Here is a 19,087-nt window from a genome sequence, read left to right on the forward strand (position 1 = left end):
CATGGCAAGCGAAAGCAGCAACCCGGGCGGCCAGTCCGAAGTGGTGACCCGCTTCGCCCCCTCGCCCACCGGCTTCCTCCACATCGGCGGCGCACGCACGGCGCTGTTCAACTGGCTTTTTGCCCGCCACCATGGCGGCCGCACGCTGCTGCGCATCGAGGATACCGATCGCAAGCGCAGCACGCAGGAAGCGATTGACGCGATCATCGAAGGCCTCGACTGGCTCGGGCTCGATTACGACGCGCCGCCGCTGTTCCAGTCCGACAGGGCCGAACGCCACGCCGAAGTCGCATGGGCGCTGCTGAACGCGGGCCACGCCTACAAGTGCTTCGCCACCCCCGAAGAACTCGAAGCGATGCGCGAAGAACAGCGCGCCAACAAGAAGCCGCTTCGCTATGACGGGCGCTGGCGCGATCGCGATCCTGCCGAAGCCCCCGAAGGCACGCCCTTCACCATCCGGCTCAAAACCCCGAACGAGGGCGAAACCACGATCCATGACCGTGTGCAGGACGTGGTTACGGTGAAGAACGACGAAATCGACGACTACATCATCCTGCGCGCCGACGGCACGCCGACCTACATGCTCGCGGTGGTGGTGGACGATCACGACATGGGTGTGACCCACGTGATCCGCGGCGACGATCACCTGAACAATGCTTTCCGCCAGCTACCGATCATCCGCGCGATGAACGCGATCGAGGGCAATTGGCCCGATCCGGTCTATGCTCATATCCCGCTGATCCACGGATCGGACGGGGCCAAGCTGTCGAAACGGCATGGTGCGCTGGGCGTTGAGGCCTATCGTGACGAATTCGGCATCCTGCCCGAAGCGCTGTTCAATTACCTGCTGCGTCTGGGATGGGGTCATGGCGACCGCGAGGAGATTACCAAGCAAGAAGCTGTCGAGCTGTTCGATCTCGATGGCGTTGGCAAAAGCCCGTCGCGCTTCGACATAAAGAAGCTAGAGAATCTCAACGGACACTATCTGCGCGAGGCCGATGATGCGCGCCTGGCGGCGCTGGTGGCCGCGCGGATCGGGGAAACGGCCGACTTGGCGCTGCTCGAAAAGGCGATGCCCGTTCTTAAAGTGCGTGCAAAGAACCTCAACGAAGTTGCTGAAGGTGCTGCATTCCTGTTCGCCAAGCGTCCGCTGGAAATGACCGAAAAGGCCGCCCAGCTGCTCGACGGCGATGGACGCACGATCTTGCGCAAAATTTGCGACCGGCTTGCGGGCGAAAACGACTGGACAAGCGAAGCACTCGAAGCCACTACGAAGGCGCTCGCCGAGGAGCAGGGATTGGGTCTGGGCAAGCTCGCGCAGCCGATGCGCGCGGCTTTGACCGGGACCACCACCTCACCCGGTATCTTTGACGTTCTGGTCCTCTTGGGCCGGGACGAGGCCCTAGCCCGGCTGGACGCACAGGCGGCATAACCTGCGGGGGCAGGGCCGAGACAAATTGGACAGGAGAAACATCGTGGCAGACAAGCTGGCGAAACTCGAAATCGGGGGCAAATCCTTCGATTATTCCGTGCTCGAAGGTAGCACCGGCCCGGATGTGATCGACATCCGCAAGCTCTATGCGCAGACGGGTGCCTTCACTTTCGACCCGGGCTTCACTTCGACCGCCAGCTGCGAAAGCGCGCTGACCTACATCGATGGCGACGAAGGCGTGCTGCTGCACCGCGGTTACCCGATCGGTCAGCTCGCGGAACATTCGAGCTTCATGGAAGTAAGCTACCTGCTGCTGAACGGCGAACTGCCGAGCAAGGACGAGCTCGACGACTTCACCTACACCATTACCCGTCACACCATGCTGCATGAGCAGTTGATGACCTTCTATCGCGGTTTCCGCCGCGATGCGCACCCGATGGCGATCATGTGCGGCGTGGTTGGCGCGCTGTCGGCGTTCTATCACGACAGCACCGACATTTCCGATCCGGAACACCGCAAGATCAGTTCGCACCGCCTGATCGCGAAGATGCCGACGATTGCGGCGATGGCCTACAAGTATTCGGTCGGTCAGCCCTTCATGTATCCCGACAATTCGCTGTCCTATACCGGCAATTTCCTGCGCATGACCTTCGGCGTTCCGGCCGAGGAATACGAGGTGATCCCGGCGGTGGAACGTGCGATGGACCGGATTTTCATCCTCCATGCCGACCACGAACAGAACGCCTCGACCTCGACCGTGCGGCTGGCCGGTTCGTCGGGCGCGAACCCGTTTGCCTGTATCGCGGCCGGCATTGCCTGCCTGTGGGGGCCCGCGCATGGCGGCGCGAACGAAGCCGCGCTCAACATGCTCAAGGAAATCGGCACGCCCGACCGCATCCCGCACTATATCGAGCGCGCCAAGGACAAGAACGATCCGTTCCGCTTGATGGGCTTCGGCCACCGCGTCTACAAGAACTACGACCCGCGTGCGACCGTCATGCAGAAGACCGTGCGCGAGGTGTTCGACGCGCTGAAGGTCAATGATCCGCTGTTCGAAACCGCGTTGCAGCTGGAAGAGATCGCGCTCAACGATCCCTACTTCATCGAGAAGAAGCTGTTCCCGAACGTCGATTTCTATTCGGGCATCATCCTTTCGGCGATCGGTTTCCCAACGACCATGTTCACCGCGCTGTTTGCCCTCGCCCGCACCGTGGGCTGGGTGGCGCAGTGGAACGAGATGATTTCGGATCCCGCGCAGAAGATCGGTCGTCCGCGCCAGCTCTACACCGGCCCGACCCAGCGCGATTACATCACGCTCGACAAGCGCTAAGGCGCACGAATGTTCCGGAAAGTACTGAAGGCAGTCGGCGGTATGCTGATCGCCTTCGGCGCTATTTGGGGCCTGCAGGGATTGGGGCTGCTGGACTGGCCGGCGGACAGCTTCATGCTCGGACAGCGTGCGTGGGCGCTTTACGGCGCGATAGCGGCCTTTACTGGCATAATCCTTTGGCGATGCGCGGATCGCGGATGACCCAGGCTCGAGTTCAGGCGGCGGGCAGTTCCAGCCTGAAAAGCGCCCCGCCCCCTTCGGCACCCTCCACCGTCAGGCCACCGTCCATCGCCTCGGCCAGGCGCCGCGAGATGTAGAGCCCAAGGCCAGAGCCCTTGTCCTTGCCGCCATCGCTGTCGCGCCCGAGACGTTCGAACTTTTCGAAGATGCGAGTGGCCTGTTCGGGGGTTACGCCCGGCCCTTGATCCGCCACACTCACCGCCACGCGGCCCTTGCCCACCTGTGCGACTGCAATCGTCACCACGCTGCCGGCGGGGGAATAGGCAATGGCATTGCCGATCAGGTTGATGAGGATCTGCAGCACACGCCGGAATTCCGCCGTCGCAACGACGTCACCGGGCTTTCCGTTGACGTTCAGGGAAATCTCGCGGTTCTGCGCCCGCACGCCGAGAATGCCGGCGGCCCGGCTCGCCGCATCGGCAAGGTCGACCCGTTCGCGCGCAGTGGTGAAATCCGGCGTCTCGACCACCTCGAGATCCGCAAGATCGTCCAGCATCGCGGCAAGGTGCTGACCTGCGCTGGCGATCGTTGCCGCATATTCGCTATATTCCTCGCGCAAGGGCCCGGCGAGGCGGGTGCGGATCGTTTCGGCATTGGCGATGATGCGCGCCACCGGCTGACGCAGTACCGGGGCAAGCGCGCTGCCGATCAGGCGGGTCGGTGCAGTTTCCTCATGCTCGTGGGGCGCTTGCCCTTCGGATGCAACGGGGAGTGGTTCCTCGGCGATCAGCAGGAGTTCGAAGCCCGCCGGGCTCTGGGCGTCCGACCCGAGCGGAATCAGCCGCACCCGCCAGTGACGCTCCGATCCGGCAAATTGACAGGTCGCCCCGTCGAGCAGACGCCAGTGCAAGGGTTGCTGGTGACTGATACCCGACAGTTCGACCAGATCGCTCCACAATTGTCCGGGCGATGTCATGGCTGCAGCCTGCAACGCGGCGGCATCGGGTGCGCCCGCGATCAGCACCTGCACGCGCTGGCCTGTGTCGAGCCGCCCAGTGACTTCGGCAGTGGCGCGGTCGATCGCGTCGAGCCGTTCGGTAAAATCGCGGCCCTCGGGCAAGGCAGCCGGATTGCGTTGCCAGTTTTCTACCAGCACCTCGCAGCCGCCACCCTCGCCCGCACCGAGCGGATGGATCCGAGCAAAGCCGGTCACCATCGCATCCCCGTCGAAGGCGGTGAATTCGCGCGCGATCTTCAGCCCCATGCGACGACCCTGGCGCACCAATTCGCGAAGTTCGGGAATCGCCAGCGGTCCCGGCACGCGCCCACCGCACCGTGCCTGCAATTCGGCCAGCGATTCGTCCGCGCTGAGCAGGCAGTCGCTCGCGTCCGTCAGCCCGCGGGCGCCAAGCAGGGTATCGCGGCGTTCCATCGTGGTCACGCCACCTGATCCGCGGCGAGCAAATGGCGCGCCCGGTCGGACGAAATTACGGGGATTTCCGTCGCCATGCGGGCGTTGGGCTCGGTCAGAAGCAGTTGCCGTTCGATCGCATCCGCCCCCAGTCCCGCTGCCCGCAAGCCAAGCGCCAAACGCCCGCTCTGCCCTTCATGGCAGGACAGGACGGCGTGATGGCGCGGCTGCCGGGCGAGCACGGACAGCGCGCTAGCAAACAGCGCCAGCCCCGCATGATCGAGCGCAAGCGCGGCAATCGCCCCGCGCCGCATCGCAGACACGAGCCGGGCGAGCAGCCCAAGCCGCCCCGCCGCTTCGTCATACCCCTGTTGCAGCCGCGCAAACCCCGTCGCATCACTGTCCGTACCGTTTTGCATCGCGATAACCGCATGAAACAGTTCGGCCGGAAGTTCGCCAATCGGCAGCTCCATCCGGCGCTGGCTCTGGATGAAGCGCGACTGGGCGGCTAGGGCATTCATCGCCAGTTCCGCAACTTCAGGCTGCTGCGAGGCGATCAATTCCTGCAACAACGGGCTGAGGACGGGATCGATCGCATGCTGCCGGTTCAACCGCTCGGCCAGCAGGCCTTCGGTCGCGAGCCCGTGGCAGAAGGCGAGAAGGGCGGAATCTGCGGCGAGCCTATCGACCAGCGCATCGCGTTGACGAGACGTGGCGTCATCTTCGGGCCCGCGCAGCGCCGGATCGCGTCCGGCGGATACAGCAAGTACCTGCGCGGCGAGATCCGACAGCATCCCTCGCACCCGCGCAAGAACCGCATCGCTCACCAGCCTCTGGCCATCGCTGGCGAGCAGGTGACGCAGCACCGGCACGACCGAACCCAGCGCACGGCTCTCGCGCGCCAGCTCCTCCTGCAGGATCGCCTCGAGCTTTCCGCCGTCGGCATGGTCAATCGTGTCTTCGCCCATCCTGCCCGCATAACCCGCGCATAGTTAAATCAGCGTTAGTTCAATCCGGCATGCCGCGCAGCAGCAATCCGCCCAGCAGCACCAGCGCCGATACCGCGACGAAAAGCGGCAGAACGCCCAGCCCAGCCCCCAGCGCGAGAACGGCGATCAACACCATGCGATCAGCGGGAAAGGCGAGCGCGGGCACGGTGCGCGAAGCAACCCGCGCGAGCCCCACGGCCACCGGCCCCAGAACCGATAACGGCTCGGATAGCGGCGCAGAAGTCAGCGCCAGCCAGAGCGTCAGCGCCGCCAGAGCGTCGACCGCCCACCCCGTCCAGCCAAGTGCCCGGGCCGACAGCCCGTCACCCAGCAATTCCCGCCGCATGTTTGCCATCACATCCGCCAATGCGGCAGCCAGCACGCCGCCTGCGGCAAGCGTCAGACCGGAGACAGCAGCGCCGAACCAGCTTGCCGTCACGCCGCCGAGCAAAAGCACCAGTGCCCCGGCCAGTGCGAAAAGGGGCCCGCGCGTAAGGCCGCGAGGCACCAACTGCCTCCCGATCAGCCGCGCTGCCGCCTGCGATGGCCTGCGCCAGTCCACAGCGCCGGCAGCGCGCATGATCAGCGCATTTTCCTGCACGGCAAGCGCCGTCTCGTCGGCGGCGAGCAACCACGCTGAGGACGCAGCGCGATCCTCTGTCACTATGCGGCACGGCGTTCCCGCCTGCAGCGCCAGTCGCAACAGCAGTGAGACCGCATCGGCATCGGGCGGAAAATCGGCAAGATGCTGCACCGGCGCGCCGCGCATCGCCAGCACGCCCGCCCAGTGCCGCTCGGCATCGATCCGTTCGAAATCGTCGGGATGCTGCGCGACCAGCGGGTTTGACGATGCAAGCGCGGCGACGAACCGCGGCGGCGTGGTTTGCGCGAACAGATCGGCGATCAATGTGGGATCTGGCAACAGACCATCGGCAAGGATCACCAATTCGTCATCGCCGCGCACCAGCGCCGGCAGATGGAGGAATCCGCGCAGCGCCTGAAATGTGCCGCCCGTGCTTTCGACCGCCTGCTGCACGCCCAGTACCTCGGCATCGACGCGATCGCACAGACACAGGATCCGCTCGCAACCCAGCGCGTGCAGCAGATCGACTTGCCGCGACAACACCGTTCGTCCGGCGAGAGGCATCGCGGCGCGCAAGGCGCCGGTTCCGGTTCGTCTGAGGGCTGAAACCAGTCCCGTGCGCATCCTTGCCGCCTTTCCCGAAGGAACAGATGCATCGGATTTGGCGGGTTCGGTGCGGCGGTTCAAGCCGCGATGGCGCAGGTTTGCCCCAATTCGCGGGCAGGCTAACGGATCAGCGACGAAGCGGACGAGCGAAGTTGTGCAGCACAGCCTCGATCTCGCGAACCACCATCGGTTCGCCCGGCGCGGCGTTCAGCGCGCGCTCGGCGGCGGCGAGCAGATCATCGGCGTGAAAACTCGCCGCCAGCCCCTTCAGCCGCATCGCTGCAACATTCCAGTTGCCGTCGCAGCGCGCGCGCTTGAGCAGATCGAGCTGCCGCAGCGCGCTTTCCAGAAACGCGCTGCGCAGTTCGCGCATCAGCGCGGCATCATCCCCGGCAGCGGCGGCCAGAGTCGCATCAAGGGCTCCGTTGTCATAAGCCATGAACCCGGCGTTAGCGCAGGTCTGGTTAAAGCGGGGTTTATCCCGATTCCGGCTGTGGTATGAGGGGGCATGGCAGGACGGCACCAGATACGCGCCTTGGGGCGCAAGAGCGGGGCGGATCACCCGGCGCAATCACCTTCGACGCAGGACGGAGACGAGCCCGGCTCTGCCACCGCGAACGAGGAAATGCTGCTGAGGGAGGAATGGGAAGCGCCGGCACTCGACCTGCCGGACCGCGCTTCGGCGCCCTCGCGCTCAGGCTGGCTGCCCCCTGCCCTTGCCCTCGTCGCAATTGCCGCGTGGACCGGATTTTTCGGCTGGACCATCAGCAGTGCGGCGATCGGGGGTGCGGCGCCTACCGAATGGGCGGGATGGATCGTCGAATGGTCGGTGCCCGTGGCCCTGATCGGCATTGTCTGGCTGCTCGCGATGCGTTCCTCGCGGGCCGAAGCGAACCGTTTTGCCGCCAGCGCTGCACTGCTCAGCCGGGAAAGTGCGGAGCTGGAAGAACGGCTCAAGGTGGTCAATCGCGAGCTTAGTCTGGCGCGCGAATTTCTTGCCGCGCAATCGCGCGATCTCGAGGCGCTGGGCCGGATCGCGGCGGAGCGCATTTCCACCCACGCCGGGGAACTGCAACAACTTATCACCACCAATGGCGCACAGGTCGACGCAATCGGCACTGCAAGCGAAACTGCGCTCGGCAACATGAACCGGCTGCGTGACGATCTGCCGGTGATCGCCAATGCCGCGCGCGATGTCGCCAACCAGATCGGTAGCGCAGGTAACAATGCCCTGCACCAGCTTGAACGCCTGGGCGGCGGTTTCGAAAAGCTTGGCGAGCTTGGCAGCAGCAGCGAAGTGCGTGTGCAGGGCCTTGCGTCCACCATCGGACAGACGCTCGAGAGTTTCGAGACGCAGGTGGAGCGGGTCGAAGCGCTGGTCGCAAACCGCTTTACTGCCCTTCAGGGTGAGGCCGGGGCCTATCGTGAACGGCTCGAAGAACTGGAAGCCGCCGCGCTAGAGGAACTGCGCGCGCGTACCGTCCAGCTTGAAACCGATCTTTCGGCCACTGCCGAGCGGCTGCGTCAGGCGGAAGATGCCGCGCGCGATCAGATGCGCAATGAACTCGCCGCGCTCGAACAGGACATGGCCGAACGGCTCCGGGTGGTGGAGGAGACTGAGGCGCAGGCGCTTGCCGCCGCGCGTGAGCGGATCGCGGCAATTGCCGGGGAAGCGGATCGTCTCGAAGCCCGTCTGGCCGAGCGTGATCTTCGTTTCTCCGAGGCAATCGAGCAGCGTCAGGCCGCCTTCGACACCCGCGAGGCGCAGGCCAGCGAAGTACTTGCTCAGCGGCTGGCGGCGCTCGACGATGCTCTCGCCCAGCGGCGCGAGGCGCAAGTGGCGGACACCGAAAAGCTGGTGGCCCATGGCGAAAGCATTGCTGCACAGCTGGAAAAGTTCGGCGGACTTCTGGCACAAGTCAGCCAGCAGGGCGATGCTGCCCGCAACAGCCTGACGACCGGGTTCGACGAGCTGGGCGAGAAGCTGTCGGCAAAGCGCATTGCGCTGGGCGAGACCGAAGCGCGGCTTGCACAACTCACCGAAAGCGGCGTGCGGTTGCTGGAAATCATCCAGTCGGGCGCACGCACGAGCCGCGAGGATCTGCAACAGGCGATCGCCTCTGCCAGCGAAAGCCTCACTGCAATTGAGGGGCGCGCGGACGAAGTAGGGCAGATGATGCTGCGCACTAGCCAGAGCGGCAGCGACCTGTCGGACTATCTCGTCAAGACCCGCAGCGAGATAGACGCGGCGGACGAGGCCATCGCAGGTTTCCGTGCACGGTTGGCGGAGCAATCGGACGAAGCACTCGCCCGAATTCAGGGCCTGCGCGGCGGGTTTGCGCGACTGGCCAACGAAAGTGGAACGCTCGCCGGAGACACGCAGGAACGTCTGCGCGAGGCGCTATCGGCGCTTGAAACCGCGATCGCCCAGGCTTTTGTCACGCTGGAGGAAGGCACCCGCGAGAAGACCACTGCCATGGCGGAAAAGCTCGGCGAGGAAGCGGTGCAGGTCCTCGAACGCGCCTTGCGCAACGAAACCGCCGCGACCATCGGCAAGATCGAACAAGCCGCAGCCCATGCGTCGGGCGTGGGACGCGAAGTGGTGATACAGCTTCGCGACCAGTTGGTGCGGGTAAACGAGCTGACCGGCAATCTGGAACAGCGCGTTTCCCGGGCCCGAGAGCTTGCCGAAGAGCAGGTCAACAATGACTTCGCGCGGCGCATGGCGCTGATTACCGACAGCCTGAACTCCGCAGCGATCGACATAAGTGGCGCGTTGTCAACCGAGGTCGCCGACACCGCTTGGGACGCGTATCTGAAGGGCGACCGCGGCATATTCACCCGCCGCGCAGTGCGCCTGATCGACAACGGCATGGCCCGCGAGATCGTCGAGCTCTACCAGCGCGACGACACCTTCAAGACCAATGTCAGCCGTTACATCCACGATTTCGAGGCGATGCTGCGCGCCACCCTGTCGACCCGCGACGGCCACGTTCTGAGCGTGACGATGCTGGGTTCGGACATGGGCAAGCTATACGTCGCCCTGGCACAGTCGATCCAGCGGTTCCGGAGTTAGCTTTCTCCGGCGACGGGTGGCTTGGGCAGAATGTCGATGTCGTCCATCGTGATCCAGCCATATTCATAATTGGCCACGAAAATGCTGGTGAGGACGGCCGCCAGCACGGTCGCCCGCAGCGCCAGACGGCCCGGACGGAAATTGACAGGCGCGCTTTCGGCCTGTCCCGGCACCTTCTCCTCGCCCGCCTCATCAGCTGTGCGGACGCCGAAAGGCAGCATGACGAAGGCGCTCATCACCCAGAACAGGAAATAGATCGCGGCAATCGACGTGATCTGCATCAGTCGGGACTTCTCGGCATTATCACCCGCACCTGCGGACGCTTGCCCGCCCAGCGCTGCGCCGCACGCCGGGCGGCGAGCCGCGCTGCTTCGTGAACGGCAGCGGGATCGCGCGCATCCTTGCCCTTGAGCCGCGAAATGGCGTTAAGCACGTCATTCGCCGCTTCCGCGAGGAACTCGGGCATGTCCTCTTCCAGCGGCAGGCCGACCGCCTCGATCAGCGGAACGGAGCCGCGCACCAGCACCACGACCATGACGCCCTCGGCAGCGATCCTGCGGCGCATGGTGATCGCCTCGCCATTGGCGGGGGCAATGATATCGCCATCCAGCACCAGACGGCCGGCGCGCACCTCGGCCAGCTTGCCCGGCTTGCCCGGCGCAAGGCGGACGATATCACCGTTCTTCTGCACGACCTGTGCCGGAATACCGGAAGCCTTCCCGACGCGCGCCTGCTCGACCATGTGCCGCATCTCGCCATGAACAGGCACAAGCACCTCGGGTTGCAACCACTCGTAAAGCGCCTCAAGCTCCGGGCGCCCCGGGTGGCCGGAAACATGGATGAAGGCCTGCCTGTCGGTCACCATGGTGATCCCGCGCGCAGCGAGCTGGTTCTGGATACGCCCGATGGGAATTTCGTTGCCCGGGATCTGGCGCGATGAAAACAGCACCACGTCGCCCGCGGTCAATTCGATCGGATGATTATTGTCGGCCATGCGCGCCAGCGCCGCGCGCGGTTCGCCCTGCCCGCCGGTGGCCAGCACCAGCACTTCTCCGCGCGGAAGGCCCATTGCCGTGTCGAAATCGACCGGGGTCGGGAAGTCCTGAAGATAGCCGTTGTCCTGCGCGACCTCGATGATGCGATCGAGCGAGCGGCCCGCGACGCAGATCTGCCGCCCTGTCTCGCGCGCGACCTCGCCCAGCGTCTGTAGGCGTGCGACATTGCTGGCAAAGGTGGTGACGACGACGCGCTTGCCCTTATGGCGCGCGACTTCCTCCATCAGCGCGTGATGCACCGCGCCTTCAGAGCCCGAGGGCTTCGGGTTGAACACATTGGTCGAATCGCACACCAGCGCGAGCACGCCTTCGTCCCCGATAGCGCGCAATTCCTCCTCGGTGGTCGGCTCACCGATGATCGGGTCCTCGTCCAGCTTCCAGTCGCCGGTGTGGAAGATGCGCCCGTGCGGGGTGTCGATCAGCAGCGCGTTGCCCTCGGCAATCGAGTGCGCCAGCGGGATATAGGTGACGCTGAACGGCCCGATGTCGATCACCCCGTGATCGTCTTCGATAATGTTCAGTTCCACCTTGCCAAGCAGACCGGCCTCTTCCAGCTTGCGTGCCACCAGATCGGCGGTGAAGGGCGTGGCATAAAGCGGCACACCCAGTTCGCCCGCGAAATAGGGCACCGCGCCGATATGATCCTCGTGCGCGTGGGTCAGGACGATACCAAGCAGATCCTCCACCCGCTCCTCGATGAAATCGAGATCGGCAAATACCAGATCAACGCCCGGATATTCGGTGCCGGAGAAGGTCATGCCGAGATCGACCATCAGCCATTTGCCCTGACAGCCGTAGAGATTGACGTTCATGCCGATCTCCCCCGAACCGCCAAGGGCAAGGAAAAGGAGCTCGTCTTCAGGTGTAAAATCGTTCTTCAAAATATTTCCGGTTCTAAGATGGGGGGTCAGACAGTTTCCGCCTGACGGGCAAGGATCGCGAGACCATCCAGTGTGAGATCGGCATCGACATGATCGAAGATCTCGGTCGCGTCATCGAACAATATGGCGAGCCCGCCGGTCGCTACAACCTTTGCGGGGCGACCAATCTCGGTCTTCATCCGCGCCACCATGCCTTCCATCATCGCCACATAACCCCAGAACACGCCGATCAGCATCTGGTCTTCGGTGTTGCGGCCGATCACGCTGCGGCTGGCGGGCGCACGAATGGCGATACGCGGTAGCTTGGCGGTCTTGCCGACCAGAGCATCAAGCGACAGGTTGATTCCGGGCGCGATCGATCCGCCCTTGTAGGCTCCTGTGAAATCGACCGCCTCAAACTTGGTCGCCGTGCCGAAATCGACCACGATCAGATCGCCGCCGTACTTGTGATGTGCGGCAAGGATATTGAGCGCGCGGTCGGCCCCCAGCGACGAGGGCTGGTCAACATCGATCTCGAACCGCCACCGCGCCGCGCCCTGTCCCGCAAACAGCGGAGTGATGCCGAAATATTTCTGGCACAGCACGGTGAGGTTATGATCGGCCCGCGGCACCACCGATGCGACGATGATCTGGGTGATCTCGTCGCGCTCTACCCCTTCGATTTTTAGCAGTTGGAGCAGCCACACAGCATATTCGTCGCCCGTCCGGCGCGGATCGGTGGCGATCCGCCAGCGCGCGCGGATGGTGTGTGTCCCGTCATCGCCATAGGTGAACAGCGCGAAGACGACATTGGTGTTCCCGACATCGGCGGCGAGCAGCATTGTGGTAATCCTCAACTAGGAAATGTCGCCTGCGCGAATGACACGTTCGCTGCCATCCGCCAAGCGCAGCCGTAACGCACCGTCGCTTTCCTCAAGCCCCGCAAAGGACCCGGAAAGCGTCGAACCGTCGCTGTCGTGGACGGTCAGGGGCGAACCTTGCGCGTGGATCGCGTGGGCAAGGAACGCCTGCAATGTCGCACCGAGTCCGTAGGTGCGCCAGTTTTCGAGCCGGCGAGCGAAATGCGAAGCGAGGGACGCCGCAAAATCCTCGAGCGCCGGCGGCGTCATGATGTCAGCGAGAGCAGCGGTCTTGCGATCGGGCAATTGCGGCGTACGGGCGAGATTCACGCCGATGCCGACAATGATCGTCCCGCGCACCATTTCCAGAAGGATACCCGATAGCTTGGCACCGCCCAGCAGGACATCATTTGGCCATTTGAGCGCGAGCGGGGCCTCTTCACCCAGCGCCTCGCCCACGGCATCGCGCACCGCCAGCGCGGCGACAAAGCTGAGCGATGCCGGCGGCGGCCCGCCCTCGCCCACCGCAACGACGGTAGAGCCCATGAAGTTGCCCGCGCCGTCGAACCATTCGCGCCCCTGCCGGCCGCGACCCGCGGTCTGGCGGCGGGCAATCAGCCACTGCCCTTCCGGCCACCCCTCCCCGCTGCGGATTGCCGCCGCGAGGTCAGCATTGGTCGAGCCGGTCTCGTCGACCACCCGGATATGCGGGGAACCGCTCAAACCGCGAGGAACAGCGAGGCGGCGGCCTTGTCGGCCAGATCGGTCAACGACGGGGTGAGAAGATAACCGATCGGCGAGATGATAAGCGCTGTCAGGCCGAGCAGCGCCCAATGGCCTGTTTCGCTCTTGCCGGTGACCACGCCTGCCGGTTCATCGAAGAACATCACCTTGACGAACTTGATGTAGTAGAACGCGCCGATCACGCTTGCCGCGATGGCGATGGCACCAAAGGCGATCAGACCGGCTTCGACCGTCGCCTGGAACACCACGAACTTGCTGTAGAAACCGAGCAGCGGCGGAATGCCGGCAAGGCTGAACATGAACAGCAGCAGCGCCCACGCAATCGCCGGGCGGGTGACCGAAAGCCCGCGAATGTCGGCAAAGGTTTCGTAAAGCGCACCATCCTCGCCACGCAGCATCAGCAGGGCGACAAAGCTGCCAAGGCTCATCGCGACGTAGATGAACAGGTAGACCAGCATCGCGGCGGCCCCGGTCTGGTTGGCAACCGCCAGGCCCAGCAGGATGAAGCCGATATTGTTGATCGAGGAATAGGCTAGGAGGCGCTTGAGGTTTTCCTGACCGATCGCGCCCAGCGCGCCGAAGATGATCGAGGCGAGCGCGGTGAACATCACGATCTGCTGCCACGCGGCGACCTGCGCGCCGAACACCTCGAACGCCACGCGCGCGGTCAGTGCGACAGCGGCAACCTTGGGAGCGGTGGCGAAAAAGGCGGTGACGGGTGTCGGCGCGCCTTCATAGACGTCAGGCGTCCACATGTGGAACGGCACAGCAGAGATCTTAAAGGCAAGACCCGCGAGCACGAAAATCACGCCGAACAGCGCGCCGGTACCCATCTCGCCTGTCAGGCCCGCGCGCACGGCCGTGAAGGCGGTGCCGCCGGTAAAGCCGTAAAGCAAGCTCATCCCGTAAAGCAGGATGCCCGAGGCCAGCGCGCCAAGCACGAAGTACTTCAGCCCCGCCTCGCCCGAACGCGCATCGCGGCGCAGGATCGCTGCCAGCACATAGGCCGAGAGGCTGTTGAGCTCGAGCCCAAGATAAAGGCTCATGAAGTCATTGGCCGACACCATGATGCTCATGCCGACGGTCGCGAACAGCACCAGCACCGGATATTCCGCGCGCATCACGCGCTCGGTGCCCGCAGCCGCGCTGGTGAAGAACGCCGGTGCCACCATCAATGCGCCGATAGCGGCAAGATAGATCAGCGCCTTGGCGAACAGCGCGAAGCTGTCGACCTTGAGCAAGCCGCCAAACGCCAGCGTTGCAGGGCCGTCGGTGCCGAAATGCAGCCCCGGAACCAGCATAAAACCGGCCCCGAACAGCGCTGCGGCAGCCGCAATTGCCATCGGGCGCGCGACCTTGTCCCCGCCCCAGGCGGCGACCAGCAGAAGCGCAAGTCCCGCGCCGATCAGCAGCAGTTCAGGGGCAACAAGCGCGAAGGAAGGAGCGAAATCCATCAGTGCGCGCCCTCCTTGGCGCCGGCATGATCGGTATTCTCGTGTTGAGGAAGCGCATTGGCGGCCTCGGCACGCGGAGTGCCGGGCGCAAGCTGCGCATCGGAGGCCGGAGCAGCAGCGGCAAGGCGGGCATCGAGCACCGCGATGTCGGCACGCATCGGCGCAAGGAAGCTTTCGGGATAGACGCCCATCCACAGCACCACTGCGGCGATCGGCGCCATCATGACCCATTCACGGGCGGTGATGTCACCCATGGCGGCGGCATCCTCGTTAGTCTGTCCGCCGAAAGCGACACGGCGATAGAGGTACAGCATGTAGGCCGCGCCCAGAATGATCCCCGTGGTCGAAACCAGCGCGACGAGGCTAGAGGTCTGGTAGATCCCTGCCAGCGACAGGAATTCTCCGACGAAACCGCTGGTGCCCGGCAGGCCGATGCTTGCCATGGTGAACAGCAGGAAGAACAGCGCGTAGTAAGGCATATTGATCGCCAACCCGCCGTAACGCGCGATCTCGCGGGTGTGCAGGCGGTCGTAAATCACGCCCACGCAGAGGAACAACGCGCCCGAGACGAGACCGTGGGAGAGCATGATGATCATCGCGCCTTCCAGCCCCTGCACGTTGAAGGCGAACAGGCCGACTGTGACGATCGCCATGTGCGCGACCGATGAATAGGCGATCAGCTTCTTCATGTCGGCCTGAACCAGCGCGACCAGTGAGGTGTAGACCACCGCGATCATCGACAAGATGAATACCAGCCACGCGAAATCGGCGGAAGCATCGGGGAACATCGGCAGGCTGAAGCGGATGAAGCCGTAGCCGCCGAGTTTGAGCAGCACGCCGGCTAGGATCACCGAACCGGCAGTGGGCGCCTGAACGTGCGCATCCGGCAGCCAAGTGTGCAGCGGCCACATCGGCACCTTCACCGCGAAGCTCGCGAAGAATGCCAGCCACAGCCATGTCTGCGCCTCAGCCGGGAAATTATACTGCATCAGCGTCGGGATGTCGGAGGTGCCAGCCTCGGCCACCATCCAGAACATCGCGATCAGCATCAGCACCGAGCCAAGCAGGGTGTAGAGGAAGAACTTGTAGCTCGCGTAGATGCGGTTGTCCCCGCCCCACACACCGATGATCAGATACATCGGGATAAGGCCCGCCTCGAAAAAGACGTAGAACAGGAACAGGTCCTGCGCCGCGAAGGTGCCGATCATCAGCACTTCCATGAACAGGAAGGCGGCCATGTATTCGCCGACGCGCTTCTGGATCGCGTCCCAGCTCGCAAGGATACAGATCGGCATCAGGAAAACGCTGAGCATGATCAGCAGCAGCGCAATGCCGTCGATCCCCAGCGCATAGCTGAAGCCCGCAAACAAATCGGCCTTTTCGGTGAACTGCCACTGCGGACCGCCGATCTGGTAATTGGACCACAGCACGATGCCGAAACCGAAGGTGACAAGCGTCGCCCCAAGCGCAATCCAGCGCGCGGCGTTGGCGCCTGCAAACAGGCATGCCAGCGCGCCCGCGAGCGGCACGAGCATCATCACAGTGAGGATGGGAAGGCCTTCCATTACGAAGCGCGCTCCTAAAGCAGAACGTAGGTGACAGCGGCAACCAGCCCGAGGAGCATGATCAGCGCATAGGTGTAGACGTAGCCCGACTGGATCGACTTGGCCGCTGTGGCGCTGCGATCGACCACCCAGGCTATGCCGTTGGGGCCGAAGCGGTCGATGGTGCCGATATCGCCGAGCTGCCAGAATTTGCGGCCCAGCCAGAAGGCAGGCTTCACGAAGACCGCATCATATAGCTCGTCGAAGTACCACTTGCGGTAAACGAAGTTGTGCAGTGCACCGAAGGTAGCGACAAACTTTGCCGGGATATCGGGCTTGGCGATGTAGGCCACGTAAGCGCCGGTGAAGCCAAGCAGCATCACGATGAAGGCCGAATACTTCACCCAGTAAGGCACGGCGTGCATCGCGTGGATCAACGGTTCGTTGTAGAAGATCGACCGGTCCCAGAAGGCGGCATTGTCGAGGAACTGCGGGGCGAATACTTGTCCTGCCGCAATCGCCCCAATGGTCAGCACGCCGAGCGGGATCAGCATCGACGCCGGGCTTTCATGAGGGTGATAGCCGCCGGTGGTGTCCTCGCCCGCCTGTTCAGGCGTCTTGTGGACGGCGTGCTGGATGTGCTCGCTCTCGATCCAGCGGGGCTTGCCCCAGAAGGTGAGGAACAGCAGACGCCAGCTGTAGAAGCTGGTCAGCAGCGCCGCGCCCACGCCCAACCAGAAGGCGGTGGTGGAAACCTGCGTGCCGCGCGCGAAGGCGACTTCGAGGATCGCGTCCTTCGACCAGAAGCCCGCAAAGCCGACGCCAAGGTGATAGACACCAAGCCCGGTGATCGCCAGCGTGCCTGCCAGCATCGCGTAGAAGGTCAGCGGGATGTGCTTACGCAGCCCGCCGTAATAGCGCATGTCCTGTTCGTGGTGCATCGCATGGATCACCGAGCCTGCACCCAGGAACAGCAGCGCCTTGAAGAAGGCGTGCGTAAACAGGTGGAACATCGCCGCGCCATAGGCCCCGACGCCCGCAGCAAAGAACATGTAACCCAGCTGCGAACAGGTCGAATAGGCGATGACCCGCTTAATGTCCCACTGCGTGGTGCCGATTGTGGCAGCGAAGAAGCAGGTGGCAGCCCCGACGATGGTGACGATTGTCAGCGCGGTCGGCGCGGTTTCGAACATCGGCGACAGGCGGCACAGCATGAACACGCCCGCCGTCACCATGGTTGCCGCGTGGATCAGCGCGGAGACCGGCGTCGGGCCTTCCATCGCATCGGGCAGCCACGTGTGGAGGCCAAGCTGCGCCGACTTGCCCATCGCCCCGATGAACAGGAGGATGCACAGGATGTCCATGGTGTAGAGGCGCATCCCGACAAAGGTAATCGTCGATCCGCTCATACCCGGGGCGGCGGCGAGGATCTCGGTGATCGAGGTCGTCTGGAACACCATGTAGGTGCCGAAGATGCCGAGCATGAAGCCCAAGTCACCGACGCGGTTGACCACGAAAGCCTTGATCGCCGCAGCGCCCGCGCTCGGCTTCTTGAACCAGAAACCGATCAGCAGGTAGGACGCAAGGCCCACCCCTTCCCATCCGAAGAACATCTGCACGAGGTTGTCCGCCGTCACGAGCATCAGCATCGCGAAGGTGAACAGCGACAGGTAGGCAAAGAAGCGCGGCTGATCCGGGTCTTCCTCCATGTACCCCCAGGAATAGAGGTGCACGAGCGCGGAGACCGAGTTGATTACCACCAGCATGATCGCAGTGAGCGTATCGACACGCAGCGACCAGTCGAAGCTGAGCGTACCGCTCTGGACCCACTTCAGGACTTCGACGACTTCGGCAGTCTGCGTGCCGCCAAGGAAACCGAGGAAAATCGTCCAGCTAAGGCCCGAGGAAAGCAACAGCGCGCCGGTGGTGACGGACTTGGCCGCCACATTGCCGATCATGCGATTGCCCAGCCCTGCAATCAGGGCAGCGAGCAGCGGCGCGAAGGTGATGATAAGGATGGGATGCACCGGGTCTTACCCCTTCATCCGGTTGATATCGTCGACCGCGATGGTGCCGCGGCCACGGAAATAGATGACAAGGATCGCCAGACCGATCGCTGCCTCGGCCGCTGCCACGGTCAGCACCAGCATGGCGAAGATCTGGCCGACCAGATCCTGCATGAAGGCGCTGAAGGCGACGAGGTTGAGGTTTACCGACAATAGGATCAGTTCGACCGCCATCAGGATGACGATCACGTTCTTGCGATTGAGGAAGATCCCCAGCACGCCGAGCACGAACAGGATCGCGCCGACGGTAAGATAATGTTCGATGCCGATCACAGTTCGACCCCCTGCCCGACTTCCGGGTTCTTCATGACGGTTGCCTCTTCGGGACGGCGACGGATCTGCTTGCCGACGTCCTGGCGCGCGCGCGCACCGGGCTTGGGCGGCTGGAAGGTCAGCACGATCGCGCCGATCATTGCGACCAGCAAGATGATCCCCGCGATCTCGAACAGCGCGATATACTTGCCGTAAAGCAGCGCACCCAGCGCCTCGATATTGCTGGCATCGGCCGCCTGCATCGCGCTGCCATCGGGCGAGCCGAGCGTCAGCCCGCCCGCATTATAGGCGCCCACGGCCAGCAACAGTTCCGCCAGCAGCACCGCCGCCACCGCAAGGCCCAGCGGCGCATTGCGCGAAAAGCCAGCGCGCATCGCGGCGAAATCGATGTCGAGCATCATCACCACGAACAGGAACAGCACCGCGACCGCGCCCACGTAAACGATCACCAGCAGCATCGCTATGAACTCCGCGCCCACCAGCACCATCAGGCCGGCAGCGTTGAAGAACGCCATGATCAGCCACAGCACCGAGTGCACGGGATTGCGCGACATGATCGTCATCACGGCGGCGCCGACCACGATGGTCGCGAAGAAATAGAAGGCGATGGCCTGTATCATGCTG

General features: G+C 63.8%; 17 protein-coding genes. 4 read left to right on the forward strand and 13 right to left on the reverse strand.

What is annotated here, in order from left to right; genetic code table 11:
• Position 1 precedes the first annotated feature (1 nt).
• Genes gltX through OIK40_RS01865 form a run of 3 tightly spaced genes read left to right on the forward strand, consistent with a single transcriptional unit; the run spans position 2 to position 2,963 of the window.
• On the forward strand, positions 2–1,432 hold the full coding sequence (gene gltX / locus OIK40_RS01855; protein ID WP_273675705.1) for a glutamate--tRNA ligase: 1,431 nt from the start codon (positions 2–4) through the stop codon (positions 1,430–1,432).
• Between the two features lie 43 nt (positions 1,433–1,475).
• Complete coding sequence (locus OIK40_RS01860) at positions 1,476–2,762, forward strand: citrate synthase (RefSeq protein WP_273675706.1); 1,287 nt, start codon at positions 1,476–1,478, stop codon at positions 2,760–2,762.
• A 42-nt stretch (positions 2,763–2,804) separates the two neighbouring features.
• Positions 2,805–2,963: a hypothetical protein gene (locus OIK40_RS01865; RefSeq protein WP_273675708.1), complete on the forward strand. Its 159-nt coding sequence runs from the start codon at positions 2,805–2,807 to the stop codon at positions 2,961–2,963.
• A 13-nt stretch (positions 2,964–2,976) separates the two neighbouring features.
• Here OIK40_RS01865 and OIK40_RS01870 read toward each other — a convergent pair whose 3' ends face one another.
• The 4 genes from OIK40_RS01870 to OIK40_RS01885 all read right to left on the reverse strand — a co-directional run bounded on the left by OIK40_RS01870 (position 2,977) and on the right by OIK40_RS01885 (position 6,970).
• A complete protein-coding gene (locus OIK40_RS01870) occupies positions 2,977–4,374 on the reverse strand; it encodes a sensor histidine kinase (protein WP_273676059.1) in 1,398 nt (465 codons plus the stop codon).
• A 5-nt stretch (positions 4,375–4,379) separates the two neighbouring features.
• A complete protein-coding gene (locus OIK40_RS01875) occupies positions 4,380–5,321 on the reverse strand; it encodes a hypothetical protein (protein ID WP_273675709.1) in 942 nt (313 codons plus the stop codon).
• A gap of 40 nt (positions 5,322–5,361) precedes the next feature.
• A complete protein-coding gene (locus tag OIK40_RS01880) occupies positions 5,362–6,549 on the reverse strand; it encodes a hypothetical protein (RefSeq protein WP_273675711.1) in 1,188 nt (395 codons plus the stop codon).
• Positions 6,550–6,658: 109 nt separating this feature from the next.
• On the reverse strand, positions 6,659–6,970 hold the full coding sequence (locus tag OIK40_RS01885) for an Hpt domain-containing protein (protein ID WP_273675712.1): 312 nt from the start codon (positions 6,968–6,970) through the stop codon (positions 6,659–6,661).
• Positions 6,971–7,039: 69 nt separating this feature from the next.
• Between OIK40_RS01885 and OIK40_RS01890 the strand changes: the two genes are divergently transcribed.
• A complete protein-coding gene (locus OIK40_RS01890; RefSeq protein WP_273675713.1) occupies positions 7,040–9,607 on the forward strand; it encodes a coiled-coil domain-containing protein in 2,568 nt (855 codons plus the stop codon).
• On the opposite strand, the gene OIK40_RS01895 is transcribed toward OIK40_RS01890, so the two are convergent.
• Genes OIK40_RS01895 through OIK40_RS01935 form a run of 9 tightly spaced genes read right to left on the reverse strand, consistent with a single transcriptional unit; the run spans position 9,604 to position 19,083 of the window.
• On the reverse strand, positions 9,604–9,888 hold the full coding sequence (locus OIK40_RS01895) for a DUF1467 family protein (RefSeq protein WP_273675714.1): 285 nt from the start codon (positions 9,886–9,888) through the stop codon (positions 9,604–9,606). The genes OIK40_RS01890 and OIK40_RS01895 overlap by 4 nt on opposite strands.
• Complete coding sequence (locus OIK40_RS01900; RefSeq protein WP_273675715.1) at positions 9,888–11,543, reverse strand: ribonuclease J; 1,656 nt, start codon at positions 11,541–11,543, stop codon at positions 9,888–9,890. Before OIK40_RS01900 ends, OIK40_RS01895 begins: the two co-directional genes overlap by 1 nt.
• Positions 11,544–11,569: 26 nt before the next feature.
• Positions 11,570–12,364, reverse strand: coding sequence for a type III pantothenate kinase (locus OIK40_RS01905; RefSeq protein WP_273675716.1), 795 nt, complete (start codon positions 12,362–12,364; stop codon positions 11,570–11,572).
• A 15-nt stretch (positions 12,365–12,379) separates the two neighbouring features.
• A complete protein-coding gene (locus tag OIK40_RS01910; protein WP_273675717.1) occupies positions 12,380–13,105 on the reverse strand; it encodes a biotin--[acetyl-CoA-carboxylase] ligase in 726 nt (241 codons plus the stop codon).
• On the reverse strand, positions 13,102–14,580 hold the full coding sequence (gene nuoN, locus OIK40_RS01915) for an NADH-quinone oxidoreductase subunit NuoN (protein ID WP_273675718.1): 1,479 nt from the start codon (positions 14,578–14,580) through the stop codon (positions 13,102–13,104). Before nuoN ends, OIK40_RS01910 begins: the two co-directional genes overlap by 4 nt.
• On the reverse strand, positions 14,580–16,145 hold the full coding sequence (locus OIK40_RS01920; protein WP_273675719.1) for an NADH-quinone oxidoreductase subunit M: 1,566 nt from the start codon (positions 16,143–16,145) through the stop codon (positions 14,580–14,582). Before OIK40_RS01920 ends, nuoN begins: the two co-directional genes overlap by 1 nt.
• A gap of 14 nt (positions 16,146–16,159) precedes the next feature.
• A complete protein-coding gene (gene nuoL, locus OIK40_RS01925; RefSeq protein WP_273675720.1) occupies positions 16,160–18,151 on the reverse strand; it encodes an NADH-quinone oxidoreductase subunit L in 1,992 nt (663 codons plus the stop codon).
• A gap of 6 nt (positions 18,152–18,157) precedes the next feature.
• Positions 18,158–18,463, reverse strand: a complete 306-nt coding sequence (nuoK, locus tag OIK40_RS01930; RefSeq protein WP_273675721.1) for an NADH-quinone oxidoreductase subunit NuoK — start codon at positions 18,461–18,463, stop codon at positions 18,158–18,160.
• Positions 18,460–19,083, reverse strand: a complete 624-nt coding sequence (locus OIK40_RS01935) for an NADH-quinone oxidoreductase subunit J (protein WP_273675722.1) — start codon at positions 19,081–19,083, stop codon at positions 18,460–18,462. Before OIK40_RS01935 ends, nuoK begins: the two co-directional genes overlap by 4 nt.
• Positions 19,084–19,087 lie beyond the last annotated feature (4 nt).

The sequence above is a fragment of the Erythrobacter fulvus genome (genome assembly GCF_028595285.1).
In the GTDB taxonomy this organism is placed as follows: domain Bacteria; phylum Pseudomonadota; class Alphaproteobacteria; order Sphingomonadales; family Sphingomonadaceae; genus Erythrobacter; species Erythrobacter fulvus.